The following is a 17,454-nucleotide window of genomic DNA, read 5'->3' as shown; positions in this document are numbered from 1 at the left end:
GACCTGCGGCTTTCGGTGTTTTTGGGGTTTTCGCCAGGAAAATCCGCGCAGCGACGCGTCACCCGGCCCGGGGATGCGACGCGCCGCGCGTCCTCCGGGGCGCCTGTGTTCGCAGGGAGCGCGAACGCCTTTCGACTCCGCTCCGCGACCGTGAGGTCCATCGGGCGGCATCGACGCGGTCCGCTGAATGGCTGACCGATACGCCATTCGGTGGAGTGACGGCTCAGCCGTCGACCGCGAGCACTTCGCGGGCCGAAGCCGCGTCCCGTTTGGCGACCTCTTCGCGCACGATCGGGATGACGTGGCGGCCGAAGTCGATCGTGTCGCCCAGCATGTCGTAGCCGCGCGCGGAGAGGATGTCGACGCCGAGGTCGTAGTAGTCGAGCAAGGCCTGCGCGACGGTTTCGGGCGTGCCGACCAGCGCGTTGGAGTTCCCGGCGCCGCCGGTCGCGGCCGCCGTCGGGGTCCACAGTGCCCGGTCGAATCGTTCCCCTTCGGCGGCGACCGCGAGGAGCCGCTGCGAGCCGGTGTTCTCCGGGTTCGTGAGCGAATGCCGCCGGGTCAGCTGCTTGCCCCCGCTCGTCCGCTTCTTGATGGCGTCGACCGTGCGGTAGGCCTTCTCCCAGGCGAGTTCCTCGGTCGGCGCGATGATCGGGCGGAAGGCCACCTGGATCCGCGGCACGTCCGTCCGCCCGGCGGCCTTCGCCGCGGCCTTGACGGACTCGATCTGCTCGGCCGTCTGCGCGAGGGGCTCGCCCCACAGGCAGAAGATGTCCGCTTCGGCCCCGCCCGCCGCGTACGCCGCCGGAGACGAGCCGCCGAACGAGACTCCCGGGCGCGGCTGCTGCACCGGACGGACGTCGAGGACGAAGTCGGCGAAGCGGTAGTGCTCGCCTTCGTGGTCGAAGGGCTCTTCGGACGTCCAGGCCCGCTTCACGATCTGGATGTACTCGCGCGTGCGTGAGTAGCGCTCGTCCTTGGTGAGGTAGTCGCCTTCGCGCTGCTGTTCGTGGTCGCTGCCGCCGGTGATGAAGTGCACCGTGAGCCTTCCGCCGGAAAGCTGGTCCAGCGTGGCGAACGTTTTCGCCGCGAAGGTCGGGTACGAGACGTTCGGCCGGTGCGCCAGCAGGATCTGGAGCTTGTCGAGCTTCGACGCGACGTACGCGGCCGCCTGCGCCGGATCCGGCCCGCTGGAGCCGTACGCGAACAACACCCGGTCCCAGCCGAAGTCCTCGTGCGCCCGGGCGAGGCGCAGCGTGTAGTCCTTGTCGAAGACGCCGCCCGACCGCGGATGGGTCTCCGAACCGTCGTTGGTGCCTCCGATACCCAGGAATTCGACCGGCATCGCACGTTCCTCTCGTCCGTGTCCCCCTGCTCGACGAGTACGCGCCGGTTCTCCGCCGTGGCAACGGGTTCCGCTCCTTGAGAACCCGCACACCGCCCGGAATCCCGGCGTAGCTTCGGCTTCGTGGGTACCGCAGACCTTCCCTACGTGCTCGCGGTGGTCGGCGCCGGTCCACGTGGGGTGGGCGTGCTCGAACGGCTCGGCGCCAACGCCGCCGAACTGCTCGGCGGACGACGGCTGGTGGTGCATCTCGTCGATCCCTTCCCCGCCGGGGCGGGGCGGGTCTGGCGGTACGAACAGTCTCCGTTGCTGCGGATGAACTCCATGCCCGAGGACGTCACGGTGTTCACCGACGACACCGTGCGGATCGACGGCCCGGTCAGGCCGGGCCCGTCACTGATCGAGTGGGCGCGGCTGGTCCGCTCGGGCGAACTCGACGCCGAGGTGGACGACAGTCTGAGCGCCGAACTCGAAGCACTGCAAAGAGATCACTTCCCGACGAGGCGGCTGCAGAGCGCGTACCTCGCGTGGTTTCACCGCAAGGTACGCGCCGAACTTCCCGCCGGAATCGAGGTCGTCGAGCACCGGACCCGCGCGGTGCGGCTCGAAGACGGCGAGCCGCAGTCGCTCTGGCTGGAAGGCCGCGCGGAACCCCTGGAGGTGAACGCCGTTCTGTTCACCGTCGGGCATCTCGACGCCGAACCGCCCGAACGGGAGGCCGGACTCGCGGATTTCGCCGCGCGTCACGACCTCGCCTACTATCCGGCCGGTTACACCGCCGACGTCGACTACTCGGCGATCGAGCCGGGGGAAACCGTGCTGGTGCGCGGATTCGGCCTCGCGTTCGTCGACCTGATGCTGCTGCTGACCGAAGGCCGCGGTGGCCGGTTCGAAGAGCAGGCGTGCGGCGGGCTGAAGTATCACCCGTCCGGGGCCGAGCCCGTGTTGCACGTCGGATCACGTCGCGGGGTGCCGTACCACGCGAAGATCGGCTACCGGTTGCGCGGGAAACCGTTGCAGCTGCCCAAGTTCTTCGACGCTTACGCCATCGAAAAGCTGTGCGCCGTGCCCGGGCGGATCGACTTCCGCCGCGACGTCTGGCCGCTGATCTCGAAGGAGATCGCGTGGGCCTATTACAGCGAGTTGTTCACCGCTCATCCCGAGCGGGTGCGGATGGAATTCGCCGTCTTCGCCGATGCCTTCGCGGACGCCGCACCCGGTGAGCTCGACGAGCTGGTGGCGCGCGCGGTTCCGGGCGTGGACGACCGGCTCGATCTGGAGCGCCTGGACCGGCCGATGGCGGGAGCCCGGTTCGGCAGCGCCGAGGAGTACGGCAAGGAGCTGCGCGAGTACGTCGAGGCGGACTTGAGCCGGCGGGCGGACCCCGGGTACAGCGCGGATCTCGGCGCGTTCACGGCACTGTTGTCCGTGATGGGGCAGCTTCCCGCGCTGGTGCAGACGGGACGGCTCGACGCGGTCTCTCAACTGTCCGATTTGGACGGCTGGTTCCTCGGCTTCTTCTCCTATTTCGCCAGCGGCCCGCCTCCACGACGGCTCGAAGAACTGCTCGCGCTCCAGGAAGCCGGTCTCGTTTCCTTCCTTGGCGCCGAAACACGGGTGTCGGCCGACGAGGAACGCCGGACCTTCGTCGCTTCCGGCGCGAGCTTCCCCGGCGAGACCGAGGCGCGCACACTCGTCGAGGCACGGCTGCCAGAGCCGAGTGTCACCAGGGCGTCCGATGTCCTTTTGCGACAGTTGCACGCCAGCGGCGCGCTCGGTGAGGAGGCCGTCGTCGACACGGTGACCGGCGACAGGCTGCTCGCCGGCCGGATCCACACCCGCGTCTCCGACGGCCGGATGCTCGACGGTGCGGGCCGTCCGCATCCGCGCCGGTTCGCGCTCGGACCGCATACGTCGGCGCGGTCGGCCGGGGCGTTCACCCGGCCGCGGACGAACGCGCTCCCGTTCCGGCAGAACGACGTCGTCGCGCGGGAGATCCTGAAGCTGGTCGCGGAGGCGTAACTCGCGTGATCAGAGCCGTAACTCACGTGATTGGAGACGTAACTCGGGTGTGCCGCGTCTGATCACGCGAGTTACGCCTTCAATCACGCGAGTTACGTCTCTAATCACGCGAGTGCTGGCTTTCCCAGACCCGCGAGGGCAGTTCCTTCCGCACGATCGGGACCACCTCGGAGGCGAAGAGCTCCAGGACGTCCCGCGCTTCCCCGGAGGTCAGCCCGTCGACCGACACCGCCTGCACCTCGTGCCCGAACGACGCGTGGTAGTCGCCGATCTTGTCGATCACCTGCTCCGGGCTCCCGACCAGCGCGGAACCTCCGGTGATCTTGTCCTCCAACGTGGTGAACTCGGACTTGTTGTGCTGATACGCGGGCGTCTTCATCAGCGCCTCGAAGTACGGCCGGTAGCCGTCCAGCGCCTCCTGCGAGGTCTTGGCGACATACAGCCCGCCCGCGCCCGAACCGACGAGCGCGTCCGCCGGGTCGTGGCCGTACTCCGCCCATCGCCGCCGGTAGTGGTCGATCAGGTCCGCGTACTTCTTCTTGGGGTGGAAGCCGTTCGCGGTGAACAGCGGATCGCCGAACTTCGCCGCCAGCTCGGTCGACTCGGTGCTCGACGCGCTCCCGTGCCAGATCCGCGGCCGCGCGTGGAACGGCCGCGGCTGGGTCGTGACGTCGGTCAGCGGCGAGCGGAACTCGCCATCCCAGGTCACTCCTTCCTCCTGGAACAGCCTGCGCAGCAGGGCGAACTTCTCCGCCTGGTACTCCCACTGCCGCTCCTCTTCGAGGCCGAACAGCGGGAAGTGCCGGGGATCGTTGCCCTTCCCGATCATGAGCTCCAGCCGTCCGCCGGAAAGCTGGTCGAGCGTCGCGTAGTCCTCGGCGACGCGCACCGGGTCGAGCACGCTGATCACGGTCAGCGTGGTCAGCAGCCGGACGCGCCGGGTGCGTTCGGCCACCGCGGCCAGGATCACCGGCGGCGCCGAGGAGAGAAACGGCTCGCCGTGCCGCTCGCCGACGCCGTACGCGTCGAAGCCGAGCTCTTCGGCGAAGATCGCTTCGTCGACGACTCGGCGAAGGCGCTCATGCTGGGTCGGTGTCGCCCCGGTTTCGGGGTCGGGATGGTTGGCGACCAGGGAGAAGAGCCCGAACTTCATCGTGTCTCCAGGGGTTTCCGGCCGGGGATGGCGGCGAGCAGTTCCCGCGTGTAGTCCGCGGACGGCCGTTCGAGGACGTCCCGGGCGGGGCCGAGTTCGACCAGTTCGCCGCCGCGCAGCACGCCGACGGTGTCCGCGATCTGCCGGACCACGGCGAGATCGTGCGAGATGAACAGGTACGTCAGACCGAGCTCGTCCTGGAGATCGGCGAGCAGCCGCAGGATCTGCGCCTGTACCGAGACGTCCAGCGCGGACACGGGTTCGTCGGCGACGATCAGCTCCGGGCGCAGCGCGAGCGCCCGCGCGATCGCCGCGCGTTGCCGTTGCCCGCCGGACAGTTCGGCGGGTTTGCGCTTCAGCACCGAAGACGGCAGGGCGACCTGGTCGACCAGCTCCGCCGCCCGTGCCCGGCGTTCCGCCTTCGTGCCGACGCCGAAGGCCCGCAGCGGCTCGGAGATGACGTCCTCGATGCTGAACTTCGGATTCAGCGACGCGTACGGGTTCTGGTACACGAGCTGGAACCGGCGCCTCAGCCGTCGCAGCTCCTCGCCGCGCAGCGCGGTGATGTCCTCGCCGTCGAACTCGACGACGCCGTCCGTCGGCGTCTCCAGTCGCAGGATCATCCGCGCGGTGGTCGACTTGCCCGAACCAGATTCGCCGACCAGCGCGAGCGTCCGGCCGCGGGCGATGTCGAACGAGACGCCGTCCACGGCGCGGACGGCCCCGAAGGTCTTGCCGAGATCGCGGACCGACACCAGGACGTCGGACGACGGTGGCTTCGGGTCCCGCAACGGGGTGTCGGACAGGCTCGGCGCGGCGGCGAGCAGATCCCGCGTGTACTTCTGGGTGGGCGCCGCGAGGATCTCACCGGTCGTCCCTTCCTCGACCACGGCCCCTTGGGACAGCACCACGATCCGCGACGCCCGGTCGGACGCGACGCCGAGATCGTGGGTGATCAGCAGGACGGCGGTGCCCGCGTCGGCGGCGAGTTCTTCGAGATGGTCGAGGATCTGCCGTTGCACGGTGACGTCGAGCGCGCTCGTCGGCTCGTCGGCGATGATGAGTTTCGGCCGTCCGGCGAGGGCGGCGGCGATCAGCGCCCGCTGACGCAGCCCGCCGGACAACTCGTGCGGATACTGCCGTGCCCGCGTCTCCGGGTCGGCGATCCCGGCCTTGCGCAGCAGTTTCACCGCCTCGGCGCCGGCGTCGCGTTTGCCGGCGAGGCCGTGGATGAGCAGCACCTCCGCGACCTGATCACCGATCCGGTGCACGGGGTTGAGCGACACCGTCGGATCCTGGGGGACCAGCGCGATCTCGCGGCCGCGCACCGAACGCCAGGCGCGGTCGGAGAGTTTCGTGAGATCACGGCCGTCGAAGGTGATCTCGCCGCGGTCGATCCGCCCGCCGCGCGGCAGCAGCCCGATGGCCGCGTGCGCCGTCGTGCTCTTGCCGGATCCGGACTCGCCGACCACGGCGACAATTTGTCCCTTGTGGACGGAGAGCGAGACGCCGTCCACGGCGGGCACGGATTTGTAGGAAACCGCGAGATCGCGGATGGTCAGCAGTTCGCTCACCGCACGTCTCCTTCGATCGCTCTGGACAGCCGGTTCGCGGACAGCACCACGGCGGCGACGGTGAGCCCGGGGAAGGTCGTCATCCACCAGGCGGTGGCGAGGAAGCCGCGGCCGCCCGCCACCAGCGAGCCCCATTCCGGCGTCGGCGGGGTGGCGCCGTAGCCGAGGAAGCTCAGCGCGCTCACCTCCAGCACCGCCGTGCCGAAGGTGAGCGTCGCGAGCGCGAGCACCGGGCCGAGCGCGTTGGGCAGCACGTGCCGTCCGAGCACCCCGGTCCAGCGCACGCCTCCCGCGCGGGCGGCCTCGACGAACACGCCACTGCGGACACGCAGCACCTCGGCGCGCATCAGCCGGGCGAACTGCGCGAGATTCGCGACCCCGACCGCGATCGCGACGTTGGTCGTGCCGAAACCGAGCGCGGTGACCAGCGCCAGCGACAACAGGATGGACGGGATCGCCAGCAGGACGTCGACGCAGCGCATGATCGTCGAATCGAGCGCGCCGCCCCGGAATCCGGCGAGCAGGCCGAGCGCGGAACCGGCGGCGAGCGCGACGACGACGGCGATCACGGTCGCCTGCAACGAAAGCGCGGCGCCGTGCACCACCCGCGCGAAGATGTCCCGCCCGGTTTCGTCGGTGCCGAAGAGGTGTCCGAGCGACGGACCCCGCATCTTCTCCGCGGGGACGCCGGCGAGCGGGTCCTGCCCGGTGAAGAGGCCGGGGGCGACCGCCGCCAGCAGGGCGAACGCGAGGACGGCGATCGCGATGATCAGGCCCGGCTTCCGCCGGGTGCGCACGAGAACGTCAGGCATCGGCGGTCTCCCGGTGTCGGATCCGCGGGTCGAGCAGGGGATAGACGAGGTCGACGAGCAGGTTGATCACGACGAACACCAGCGCGGCGAGCACGATCACCGCCTGTACCACCGGGATGTCCTGCGCGGTGACCGCCGACGACGTCACGCGGCCGAGGCCGTCACGGGAGAACACGGTCTCGGTGATCACCGAACCCGCGATCAGGTTTCCCGCGACCACTCCGGCGATGGTCAGTGTCGGCACCGCCGCGTTGCGCAGTAAGTGTCCGAAGTGGACCCTCGACCGGCTCGCTCCCTTCGCCAGCGCGATCTCGGCGTACGGCTCGGCGAGCTGCGTGCGGAGGCTCTTCGCCAGCACCTGCCCGATGATCGCGCCGGTCGGGATGGCGAGCGTGATCGCGGGCAGGATCAGCGACTCGAAGCCGTTCGAGCCCAGCGCGGGCAGCAGCTTGAGCTGGAAGGAGAAGAACTGGATGAGCAGCAGCCCGACCCAGAACGGCGGCAGTGAGATCCCCAGCGGCGGCAACGCGAGCAGGAGGTTGCCCAGCCAGCGGTGCCGGGTGAGGGTGCCTGCGAACGCGATTCCGCCGCCGAACAGGATCGCGAGCACCAGGGCGAAGCCGGTCACCGCGAGGGTCGGCGGAAGTGCCGAGACGACCATGTTCGTGGCGTCGTCCCCGGTGGCGATCGAGCGGCCGAAGTCGCCCTGCGCCGCCGCGACCAGCCGCTTTCCGTACTGCAGCGGCAACGGATCGTCGAGTCCGTACTCCGCCTTCGCGGCGGCCAGTTGTTCCGGCGTGACCGAAAGACCGGCCTCGCCTCCGCCGAGCTTCGCGCTGACCGCGTCACCCGGCAGGAGGTAGAGGATCACGAAGGAGACGGTGAACGCGGCCCAGAGGACGAAGACCGCCTGCAGGACCCGCCGGAGTAGATATCGCCTCACGAGCCGGACACCCAGGCGTCGAACAGCTGAAGCCGGGACGACGCTTCGAAGCCGACGCCGTGCGCGTTCGGCCCGTGCGCCAGCACCTGCGTCAGCTCGAACACCGGCGCCGAGTAGCCGTGCTCGATGATCGCGCGCTGCGCCTCCTCGGCGGCGGGCTTCCGTTTCGCCGGGTCCACAGTGGACGACTGGGCGTCGAGCGGCGCGTCGACCGGATTCTCCGCGGGCAGCTTGCTGCGGTTGTTCGCCTTGGTGGAGAACAGGTTGCGCAGGATGTCCGGATCGGCGCGGGTGGTGTTGTACCAGAGGTACTCGTAGTTCCCGCTCTGCGTGATCTGCACGCTCTCGGCCGTCGTGCGTTGCTCGATCTGGAGGTCGAAGCCGATCTTCCGCAGCTGCTGCTGGACGAGTTCGAGCACGCTCTTGTTCTGGTTGAACACCAGGGAGAAGACGACCTTCGCGGTCAGCCGCTGCCCGTTCTTGGTGCGGATGCCGTCGGGGCCGGGCAGCCAGCCCGCGCTTTCCAGCAGCGCCGTCGCGCCGGCCGGATCGTAGGCGAGCAGTGGCGAAAGGTCGGTGTAGAACGGCGTCGCCGAGCCGAGGATGCTGGTGGCCGGCTTGTAGTTCGGCGTCAGCACGGTGTTCGTGACCTCGGGCCGGTTGATGCCCTTGACCACCGCCTGGCGGACCTTCTCGTCGGTGAGCACGCCCTTGGTGACGTTGGCGTGCAGGTTGAACACGACGCCGGGGTTCGGCCGGGTGGGCTCGGTGAAGCCGTTGCCGGTGAACTGCGGTTCGTCGACCGGCTGGACGTCGGTGATGGCGTCGAGCTGCGCGGACGCGAGGCTTCCGGTGCGCACACCGGGTTCCGGCACGATCTTGTACGCGATCTTGTCGAGGTACGCCTCACCCTGGTGCTTGAACAGTGACGACCCCCAGCCGTAGCCCTTCCGTTTGGCGAGAACGATCTCTTGGTTCTGTTTCAGGCTCTCGAAAACGAACGGCCCGGAGCCGATCAGGCCGTCGCCCTGGCAACGCTGGTCGGCGGTCTTCCGGTACGCGGCGGGCGCGAGGACGCCGAGCGACATCGTCGAGCTGGCCTGCAGGAACTGTGCGCTGGGAACGGAGAACTCGATCTTGACCGTCTTCGGGTCGACGACCGTCGTTCCCTTGTACACGGCCAGATAGCCCGAGCCGAGCTGCGATTTCGGGCCGAGCGCCTTGATCGCGTCGAAGCTCGTCTTGACCGCGGCCGCGTCGACCGGGCTGCCGTCGGAGAAGGTCGCGCCGTCACGCAGATGGAAGGTGAACGCGGTCGAATCCGCGTTGCTCTCCCACTTTTCGGCCAGCCACGGCTTGATCTCGCCGGTGGCCGGATCCTGGTCGGTCAGCGAATCGACCAGCTGGCGGCCGACGTTCAGCGAAGCGTTGGTGCCGACCTGTTGCGGATCGATGCAGTCCGGGCTGGACGAGATCCCGAGGCGCAGCGTGCCACCGGGTTTGGGCGGCCCGGCGTCGGCGCCCGTCGAGCCGCCCGCGGAGGAGCAGGCGGTGATGACAAGTGCGGTGAGCGCGAGTAAGGATGTGGTGGCGGTACGGGACACCGGGTGGCCTCCAGCGGGGAACGGAGCGCGTTTTCTCTTGCGCTGACCCGATTCACGCTAATCACGCCCTTGAGGCCCGCCCACATACTGAGCCCGGCTCCCAGCCCGCGAAACGTCCCATGTTTCCGCTTGACAGCACCGAATGCGCGTGAAGGCCCCCTTCACGCGGCTGAGCCGAGGGAAGGGGGCCTTCACGCGGGAACGGATCTAGCAGCGGTTGAGCATGTCCGTCAGCGCGGTCTTCTCCGCGGACTTGATGCTCAGCTTGTACTTGTACTTCACCGTGGTCCACATCTTCGCGTAGGTGCACCAGTAGCCGACCGTCGGCGGCTTCCAGGCGTCCGGCGACTTGTCGCCCTTCTCCTGGTTGACGTTGTCGGTGACGGCGATCAGCTGCGGCGAGCTGAGGTCGTTCGCGAACGCCTGCCGCTGCGCGGTGGTCCACGACGAGGCGCCGGTGCGCCACGCGGCGGCCAGCGGGACGACGTGGTCGATGTCCACATCGGACGCCGCACGCCAGGTGGCGCCGTCGTACGGGCTGAACCAGCTGCCGGAGACGGCGGCGCAACTGCTGTCCTGCTGGACGTTCGTCCCGTCCCGCTTCAGCACGACCTCACGGGTGTTGCAGCTGTTGCCCTGGTCGGACCAGTGCGGGAACTTGTCGCGGCTGTACCCGGTCGACGAACCGTCCGGCTTGACGGTCAGCGCGGCGAGCTGGGTCTTGGCGGTGTCGGCCGACGGGATGCCCGGGGGCGTCGCTTCGGCGACGCCGACCACACCCGCCGAGACGATCGCCGAAACGGCGAGAACGGTGAAGGAGCGACGAACAGCAAGCGCAGTTGGCATATTGCTGCCTCCGTGTCAGGTTTGGGGACCTGGTCACCTTGCGGTACGGATATGGCCCACGCAACACCATCGGATGACACTCTGCTGGCTATTCGTGAACGGAGGGTGTCACGAGCAGGTAGGACAAGGTGTCCGTCGCCGAAAAATCTTCGGAAAGTCCAGCTGAAGGTTCTGAGCCGAACGGGCTAGTCGTGTCGCTACTCGAGCCCGCGGACCAGCCGGAGGTCCTCCGTGTGCCGGTACCAGGTCCACCGGCTCATGGCGCGCGGATGGGCGACACCGTCGAGGCTCGGCCGGGTGGGGATGCAGCCGAGCTGGAACGCCCGCGCGTAATGCGTCGAAGGCCGCTTGAACAGCGTCCCCTTCGTGACCCGGACCATGAGCCCAGGGCCACTCGCGTCCGGCTCGACCTCGATCGAGCGCGCGGGCCCGCGCAGCACGGTGTGCTCGTCGCAGTAGGCCACCCCGCGGATCATCCCGATCGTCCCGCGCCCGACCAGCACCCCGCCGGTGTCGTCGCGGATCAGCGGCACCGGGTCGACCTCGCCACGCAGGGCGAGCGAGAGGGCACGCAGCGGCTGCGTCGGCAGGCTCCAGATGCGGGCGACGTCGGAATCCGGCGACGACGGCACGAAGCCGAGCGACACGCCCGAGAGCTGTTCTTTTCGTAACAGCCGCAGCGCGACGGCCGCGAGGTCCGCGTCGGTGCCCGCGACCACCAGATGATCGTGTTCCCCCAGCAAGGGGTCGATATCCGCCTTGCCGGGACGGCTCGGGACGCGCACCATTTCGACGTCGTCGATCTCCGGGAGTGTGGGCTCGCCCTCGGGACAGACCACCACTATTCCGCGCACCCGAAGGCCCTCCGTTACGCTCATGCACCGGCATTTACCAGCGCCAAACCACAAGTCGCCGAACACCTGGAGTGTCACATGCCGGCCATCGTGCTGATCGGGGCCCAATGGGGGGACGAGGGCAAGGGCAAGGCCACCGACCTGCTCGGCGACCGCGTCCAGTGGATCGTGCGTTACCAAGGCGGTAACAACGCGGGCCACACCGTAGTCCTTCCCGACGGGCAGAACTTCGCCCTCCACCTCATCCCGTCCGGGATCCTCACGCCGGGCGTCACCAACGTCATCGGCAACGGTGTCGTCATCGACCCGGGTGTGCTGCTCGACGAGCTCGCCGGGCTGGAGGAACGCGACGTCGACACCAGCAAGCTGCTGATCTCCGCCGACGCGCATTTGATCATGCCGTACCACGTGGCGATCGATAAGGTCACCGAGCGTTACCTCGGCAGCCGCAAGATCGGCACCACCGGCCGCGGCATCGGCCCCTGCTACCAGGACAAGATCGCCCGCGTCGGCGTCCGCGTGCAGGACCTGCTCGACGAGAAGATCTTCCGGCAGAAGGTCGAATCGGCACTGGAGTTCAAGAACCAGGTGCTGGTCAAGGTCTACAACCGCAAGGCGCTCGACGCGGACCAGGTCGCCGACGAGGTGCTGGCCGCGGGCGAGAAGTTCGCGCACCGCATCGCCGACACGCGCCTCCAGCTCAACCAGGCCCTCGAACGCGGCGAGACCGTGCTGCTCGAAGGCTCGCAGGGCACCCTGCTCGACGTCGACCACGGCACCTACCCGTTCGTGACGTCGTCGAACCCGACCTCCGGCGGCGCGAGCGCGGGTTCGGGTATCGGCCCCGGCAAGATCGACACCGTGCTGGGCATCCTCAAGGCCTACACCACGCGTGTCGGCTCCGGCCCGTTCCCGACCGAGCTGGACGACGAATCCGGCGAGTACCTGCGCAAACAGGGCGGCGAATTCGGCGTCACCACCGGCCGCTCGCGGCGCACCGGCTGGTTCGACGCGGTCATCGCGCGCTACGCGGTGCGGGTCAACGGCATCACCGACTACTTCCTCACCAAGCTGGACGTGCTGTCCGGCCTGGAGAAGGTGCCGGTGTGCGTCGGCTACGAGGTCGACGGGTTCCGGACGTACGACATGCCGATGACGCAGACCGACGTGCACCACGCGCTGCCGATCTACGAAGAGCTGCCGGGCTGGTTCGAGGACATCTCGGGCTGCCGCACCTTCGAGGAGCTGCCCGCGAACGCGCGGGCCTACGTCGAGCGGCTCGAAGAGCTCTCGGGTGCGCGGATTTCGGCGATCGGCGTCGGGCCGGGCCGCGAGCAGACCATCGTTCGCCACGAGTTCGTCTGACCTCGTGAGTGGCTAGGACGGTTAGAACCGCCCTAGCCACTCACGACTCAGGCGAGCGAGGTCTTCACCGGCGTCGGGTTCCGGAACAGGTCGAGCACCGGGCAGTGCTCGTCCACCTGCCGCTTTAGGTCCTCGTAGGCTTCCGCCCCCGCGGGCCCGCTCAGCTCGACCGAAACGCGCACATCGCCGAAGCCCGGCCGGGTCTCCGAGAACCCGAAGAACCCGTGCAGGTCGATGTCGCCGTCCACGGTCACCTTCACGCCTTCGAGCGGCACGCCGAGCTTCGCCGCCCAGAACTGGTAGGTGATCACCTGGCACGAGCCCAGCGCGGCGAGCGCGTATTCGACGGGGTTCGCCGCGGTGTCGGTGCCGCCGAGCGCGGCGGGTTCGTCGACGGTGAACGCGTGATCGCGAACCCGCACGTCGACCTGCGTCGCGGTGCCGGGGTTCAGCGCGTTGGCGACGCTGAACGAGACGGCGGCGTTGCGCGGGTCGGCGTCGACGGCGGTCTTGGTTCCTTCGATGACATCGGTCAGCGACATCGGGTCACTCCAGGATCGAGGTGTCGGACGCCGCCAAGGGTGGGCCAACAGCGGAAACCGCGCGCGTGATCTCAGTCCGTGAAAAGCGAAATATCCTTTGGACAGCGTCGTTGGCGTTGAACATGACCATCGGAGTGGCACTCCCGTCCGGGGACACCGCGGACGCAGTCAACATCGTCGACGAACTCATCACGCAGACCCGGCAGGCCGCCGACGCGGGCCTGACGTCCGTTTGGTTCTCCCAGCAGATGGAGCACGACGCGATCACCGTCGCCGCTCTCGCGGGCCGCGCCGTCCCGGGGATCACCGTCGGGACCGGCGTCGTGCCGATCTACCCACGGCATCCCTTGCTGATCACCGGTCTCGCGCAGACGGCGCAGGCCGCCACCGGGGGCCGGTTCGTCCTCGGTCTCGGAACCGGCGCGAAGAACTGGCTCGAACCGGCGTACGGCGTCGAGTACCCGTCGCCGATCAAGCACCTTCGCGAGTACCTCACGATCCTCCGGCAGGTGCTCGACGGCGGCGAAGTCGACTTCCAGGGCGAGACGGTCCAGGCGCACGCCGAGGGCTTCGCGGCTTCGCTGTCCGTCGCGGGTTCTTCGGACATCCCGGTGATCATCGCGGCGATGGGACGGCAGGCGCTGCGCGTCACCGGCGAACTCGCCGACGGCACGATCCCGTTCCTTGCCGGGCCGAAGGCCCTTTCCGGGCTGATCGTCCCGGAGATCACCAAGGCCGCCGCCGGCCGCCCGGCGCCGCGGATCATCGCGATGGCCCCGGTCGTCGTGACCGACGATCCCGATGCCGTCCGTGCCCAGGTCGACCGGCAGTACGCGTTCTTCCGCGACATCCCGTCCTACCGCGCGGTCTTCGACCACCAGGGCGTGGACTCCGCCGGTGAACTGGTGATCGCCGGTGACGAGGAGACCGTCGCGGCCGAGATCCGGCGGTACTTCGACGCCGGTGCGACCGAGGTCGTCGCGACGCAGAGCGGCATCCGGAACAGCGAAGAGCGGCTGCGCACCTGGAGCGTCCTCGGGGAACTCGCCAAGCGCTGAACCCGCATGTCAGGAAAGGGGCGTTCAGGACATTCATCGTCCTGAACGCCCCTTTCATGACTTCGACAGGCCCAGTGGCCTTGCTCACAGCGTTCGTATTGTGCATACTCGTGCGCATTGCGAACACAGCTGGAGGTCTTCAATGTCCACTGCCGCGGCCCGTTCGTGGGTGGTCCCACTCGCCTGGACGGCGGTCCTGCTCGACGGATTCGACCTGGTCGTCCTGGGTACCGTGCTGCCGTCGCTGCTCCGTGACCACGTCTGGGGCCTGACCCCCGGCACGGCGTCGGTGATCTCGACGTTCGGCCTGATCGGCATGATGATCGGCGCGATGGCGATCGGCACGATCACCGACGTCATCGGCCGCCGCAAGGCGCTGATCATCGCGGTCACGGCCTTCTCCGCGTTCACCGCGCTCTGCGCGATATCGCCGTCGGCGTTCGTCTTCGGTCTGCTGCGTTTCCTCGCCGGGCTGGGCCTCGGAGGCTGTCTGCCGACGGCGATCGCGCTGGTCACCGAGTACGCCCGCAAGGGAAAGGGCGGCAGCGCGACGACCACGGTGATGACCGGCTACCACGTCGGCGCGGTGCTCACGGCCCTGCTCGGCATCTGGCTGATCCAGCCGCTCGGCTGGCGCGCGATGTTCATCGCGGGGGCGCTGCCCGCGCTCGTGCTGGTACCGCTGATGATCAAGTACCTGCCCGAATCGGAGTCCTTCGAGCGGGCGCGGGAGACACAGGAGAAGTCGGCGACCCAGGTCGTCGGCGGGCTGTTCCGCGGCGGGCTCCTGCGCGCCACCATCGCGTTCTGGGTGACGTCGTTCATGGGGCTCCTGCTGGTCTACGGGCTCAACACCTGGCTGCCGGAGATCATGCGCCAGGCCGGATACCCGCTGGGCGCGGCGCTCGGGCTGCTGCTCACGCTGAACCTCGGTGGTGTCGTCGGTTTGCTCGTCGCGGGCCGGGTGGCGGACAAGGTCGGTGTGCGGCCCGCGGTGATCTTCTGGTTCCTCGGCGCGGCCGTGTTCTTGGCCCTGTTGAGCGTGAAACTGCCCGCCGTCGGCTTGTACGCGGCCGTGTTCCTCACCGGCGGTTTCGTGTTCAGCGCGCAGGTGCTCGTGTACGCCTACATCGGCAAGACGTACCCGGATGCCATGCGCGCCACCGGGATCGGCTGGGCGGCGGGGGTCGGCCGGGTCGGCGCGATCAGCGGCCCGATCCTCGGCGGCGCGCTGCTGAGCGCCGGAATCGCGTACCCGTGGGGTTTCTACGCCTTCGCCGGAGTCGGGGCGCTGGGAGCGGCCGCGGTGACCGTGGTCCGGGCGGGCCGCTCCCAGGAGAACGCCGCTACCCCAGTTCCTTGAGTTCCCTTTCCACCGCGGCGAGTTCTTCCTCGGAACCCTGCACCTTCGGGCCCGTGAACCACTTGCGCGCCGAGGCGAACCACCACACCGCCGCACCACCGAGTACGACGAGGAAGGCGATGGGCGTGTAGTTGAAGCTGTCGATAGTGACCGGTGATCCCTGCGGGAGCATGAAGAGCACGAAGATGAAGCACACCCACACGGTCGCGATGGTCCCGACGAGCTTGCCCCAGCGGCCGAGGTTCCACGGCCCTGGTTCGAAATCGTCGCCCTTGCGCACCCGCAGGAACACCGGGATCACGTAGGCCACGTAAAGGCCGACGACGGCGATCGAGGTCACCGCCGCGTAGGCGGTCGCGCTCCACAGGTACGGCAGGGCGAGCAGGAGCGCGCCGCCCGCGGCCAGCCACACCGCGTTGGTCGGCGTCTGGGTGCGCTTGTTGATGCGGTGCCAGAACTTCGAACCCGGGATCGCGCCGTCGCGGGCGAACGCGTAGATCATCCGGGAGTTCGCGGTCACCGACGCCATCCCGCAGAACAACTGCGCGCCGATGCAGATCAGCAACAGGAACTTGCCGGTCGTCGCGCCGGTCGCGTCGATGAAGATCTGCGCGGGCGGCACCCCGGTTTCGGAGCCGACGGCGCCTTCGTAGTCCTGGATGGCGAAGGTGATGCCGATCAGCAGGATCCAGCCGGCGACCAGGGAGACGAGGATCGAGTTGATGATCCCGCGCGGCCCGGCCTTCGCCGCGTTCTTGGTCTCCTCGGTCATATGGGCCGAGGCGTCGTACCCGGTGAGCGTGTACTGCGCGAGCAGGAGGCCCAGTAAGAAGACGTAGACAGGCGACGCCCAGCCGGTGTTGTTCACGAACTCGCCGAAGACGAACGACGCGTCCTGGTGCTTCTCGGGAACGATGATCAGCACCCCGACGATGACCAGCACGCCCGCCAGATGCCACCACACGCTGATGCTGTTCAGCAGCGCGACGATCTTGACGCCGAAGGTGTTCAGCAGCCCGTGGATCACCAGGATGATCGCCAGCAGCAGGATCGTGTTGCCCGGTGTCGCCTCGAACCCGAACTGCAGATCGAGGAAGGCGTTGAGGAACAGCGCCGCGCCGAAGTCGATCCCCGCGGTGACGGCGATCTGCCCGATGAGGTTGAACCAGCCGGTGAACCACGACCACGCCGCGCCGTTGCGCGGGGCGAGCTTCGCCGCCCAGTAGTAGAGGCCGCCCGCGGTCGGGTAGCTGGAGCAGACCTCGGCCATGCCCAGCCCGACCAGGATGACGAACAGGCCGACCAGCGGCCAGCCCCAGATCATCGCGGCGGGCCCGCCGGTCTTCATACCGAACCCGTAGAGGGTCAGGCAGCCGGAGAGGATCGAGATGATCGTGAAGGAGACGGCGAAGTTGGAGAAGGCCGACATCGTGCGCCGGAGTTCCTGCGCGTAGCCGAGCTGGTGGAGCCGGGCACTGTCTTCGTCGGCGGGTTCTGCGGCCTGCTTGTCAGAGACATCCATCGGGCACCCACTTCAAAGGTATGCGGACAGACCATTGAGATCCGCCGAAATTAGGCCCGCCGACCTGCGCATGTCAAGGTCCCGTCAAGACCTCGCCCCTCCGGACGCGAGGAACGGGCTGTTCAGGGCCGCGGTGACCGGACCTGTCACGCGGGCACACGGTCGGCGCCCTGTGGGCCCGCGTCCCGCAGGCCCGTCCCGAGTCCGGTTGCCGTGATCCGTTGCCGACGACCTGTGGCGGTCCGCTCGTGGACGAGGGCAGCTGCGGTCGGGGTGCTCAGCCTGGCGATGCGCTCGGGGGCTTTCCCGCCCACCTCAACCACCACAGCCCCTCGGGCACCTCCGAAACGTCGAGCCTGTCACGCAGGCCCACATCGCCACACTCGTCCAACCGAACCGGCGCTCTCGAAGTACATGAAGGCCCCCTTCCTTGCGCCTGGCGCAAGGAAGG

14 protein-coding genes are annotated in these 17,454 nt (G+C 68.6%); 4 read left to right on the top strand and 10 right to left on the bottom strand.

Annotation, left to right across the window (positions count from 1 at the left end; genetic code table 11):
* Positions 1-223 precede the first annotated feature (223 nt).
* Positions 224-1,345 carry an LLM class flavin-dependent oxidoreductase gene (locus ACZ1DY_RS43160; protein ID WP_257483381.1) on the bottom strand — a complete coding sequence of 374 codons (1,122 nt, stop codon included), beginning with the start codon at positions 1,343-1,345 and terminating at the stop codon, positions 224-226.
* Between the two features lie 123 nt (positions 1,346-1,468).
* Here ACZ1DY_RS43160 and ACZ1DY_RS43155 point away from each other — a divergent pair, with 123 nt between their 5' ends.
* Positions 1,469-3,367, top strand: coding sequence for an FAD/NAD(P)-binding protein (locus ACZ1DY_RS43155; RefSeq protein WP_465483119.1), 1,899 nt, complete (start codon positions 1,469-1,471; stop codon positions 3,365-3,367).
* A 100-nt stretch (positions 3,368-3,467) separates the two neighbouring features.
* Here ACZ1DY_RS43155 and ACZ1DY_RS43150 read toward each other — a convergent pair whose 3' ends face one another.
* The 7 genes from ACZ1DY_RS43150 to ACZ1DY_RS43120 all read right to left on the bottom strand — a co-directional run bounded on the left by ACZ1DY_RS43150 (position 3,468) and on the right by ACZ1DY_RS43120 (position 11,177).
* Positions 3,468-4,520: an LLM class flavin-dependent oxidoreductase gene (locus ACZ1DY_RS43150; protein WP_465483118.1), complete on the bottom strand. Its 1,053-nt coding sequence runs from the start codon at positions 4,518-4,520 to the stop codon at positions 3,468-3,470.
* Complete coding sequence (locus ACZ1DY_RS43145) at positions 4,517-6,094, bottom strand: dipeptide ABC transporter ATP-binding protein (RefSeq protein WP_257483378.1); 1,578 nt, start codon at positions 6,092-6,094, stop codon at positions 4,517-4,519. The genes ACZ1DY_RS43150 and ACZ1DY_RS43145 overlap by 4 nt, the downstream gene beginning before the upstream one ends.
* Positions 6,091-6,906, bottom strand: coding sequence for an ABC transporter permease (locus tag ACZ1DY_RS43140; protein WP_465483117.1), 816 nt, complete (start codon positions 6,904-6,906; stop codon positions 6,091-6,093). Before ACZ1DY_RS43140 ends, ACZ1DY_RS43145 begins: the two co-directional genes overlap by 4 nt.
* The gene (locus tag ACZ1DY_RS43135) at positions 6,899-7,849 is read right to left on the bottom strand and encodes an ABC transporter permease (protein WP_465483116.1); all 951 of its coding nucleotides are present in this window, start codon (positions 7,847-7,849) and stop codon (positions 6,899-6,901) included. Before ACZ1DY_RS43135 ends, ACZ1DY_RS43140 begins: the two co-directional genes overlap by 8 nt.
* Complete coding sequence (locus ACZ1DY_RS43130) at positions 7,846-9,453, bottom strand: ABC transporter substrate-binding protein (protein WP_465483115.1); 1,608 nt, start codon at positions 9,451-9,453, stop codon at positions 7,846-7,848. Before ACZ1DY_RS43130 ends, ACZ1DY_RS43135 begins: the two co-directional genes overlap by 4 nt.
* A 207-nt stretch (positions 9,454-9,660) precedes the next feature.
* Positions 9,661-10,299 (bottom strand): GmrSD restriction endonuclease domain-containing protein, encoded by a 639-nt coding sequence (locus tag ACZ1DY_RS43125; RefSeq protein ID WP_126736272.1) that lies wholly within the window; start codon positions 10,297-10,299, stop codon positions 9,661-9,663.
* Between the two features lie 197 nt (positions 10,300-10,496).
* Positions 10,497-11,177 (bottom strand): hypothetical protein, encoded by a 681-nt coding sequence (locus ACZ1DY_RS43120; RefSeq protein ID WP_257483375.1) that lies wholly within the window; start codon positions 11,175-11,177, stop codon positions 10,497-10,499.
* A 54-nt stretch (positions 11,178-11,231) separates the two neighbouring features.
* On the opposite strand from ACZ1DY_RS43120, the gene ACZ1DY_RS43115 reads away from it, so the two are divergent.
* Complete coding sequence (locus ACZ1DY_RS43115; protein WP_126736271.1) at positions 11,232-12,518, top strand: adenylosuccinate synthase; 1,287 nt, start codon at positions 11,232-11,234, stop codon at positions 12,516-12,518.
* 47 nt (positions 12,519-12,565) lie between these two features.
* Here ACZ1DY_RS43115 and ACZ1DY_RS43110 read toward each other — a convergent pair whose 3' ends face one another.
* On the bottom strand, positions 12,566-13,060 hold the full coding sequence (locus ACZ1DY_RS43110) for an OsmC family protein (protein WP_126736270.1): 495 nt from the start codon (positions 13,058-13,060) through the stop codon (positions 12,566-12,568).
* 122 nt (positions 13,061-13,182) lie between these two features.
* Between ACZ1DY_RS43110 and ACZ1DY_RS43105 the strand changes: the two genes are divergently transcribed.
* Both ACZ1DY_RS43105 and ACZ1DY_RS43100 read left to right on the top strand, forming a co-directional pair.
* The gene (locus ACZ1DY_RS43105; protein WP_465483114.1) at positions 13,183-14,118 is read left to right on the top strand and encodes an LLM class F420-dependent oxidoreductase; all 936 of its coding nucleotides are present in this window, start codon (positions 13,183-13,185) and stop codon (positions 14,116-14,118) included.
* A 142-nt stretch (positions 14,119-14,260) separates the two neighbouring features.
* Entirely contained in the window at positions 14,261-15,481 is a 1,221-nt protein-coding gene (locus ACZ1DY_RS43100; protein ID WP_257483373.1) for an MFS transporter, read from the top strand.
* Here the strand turns inward: ACZ1DY_RS43100 and ACZ1DY_RS43095 are convergent.
* Positions 15,465-17,003, bottom strand: a complete 1,539-nt coding sequence (locus ACZ1DY_RS43095; protein ID WP_126736267.1) for an amino acid permease — start codon at positions 17,001-17,003, stop codon at positions 15,465-15,467. The genes ACZ1DY_RS43100 and ACZ1DY_RS43095 overlap by 17 nt on opposite strands.
* Between the last annotated feature and the right edge of the window lie 451 nt (positions 17,004-17,454).

It is taken from the genome of Amycolatopsis sp. PSD-21, assembly GCF_055561455.1.
This window is presented reverse-complemented; position numbering and strand designations above follow the sequence as displayed.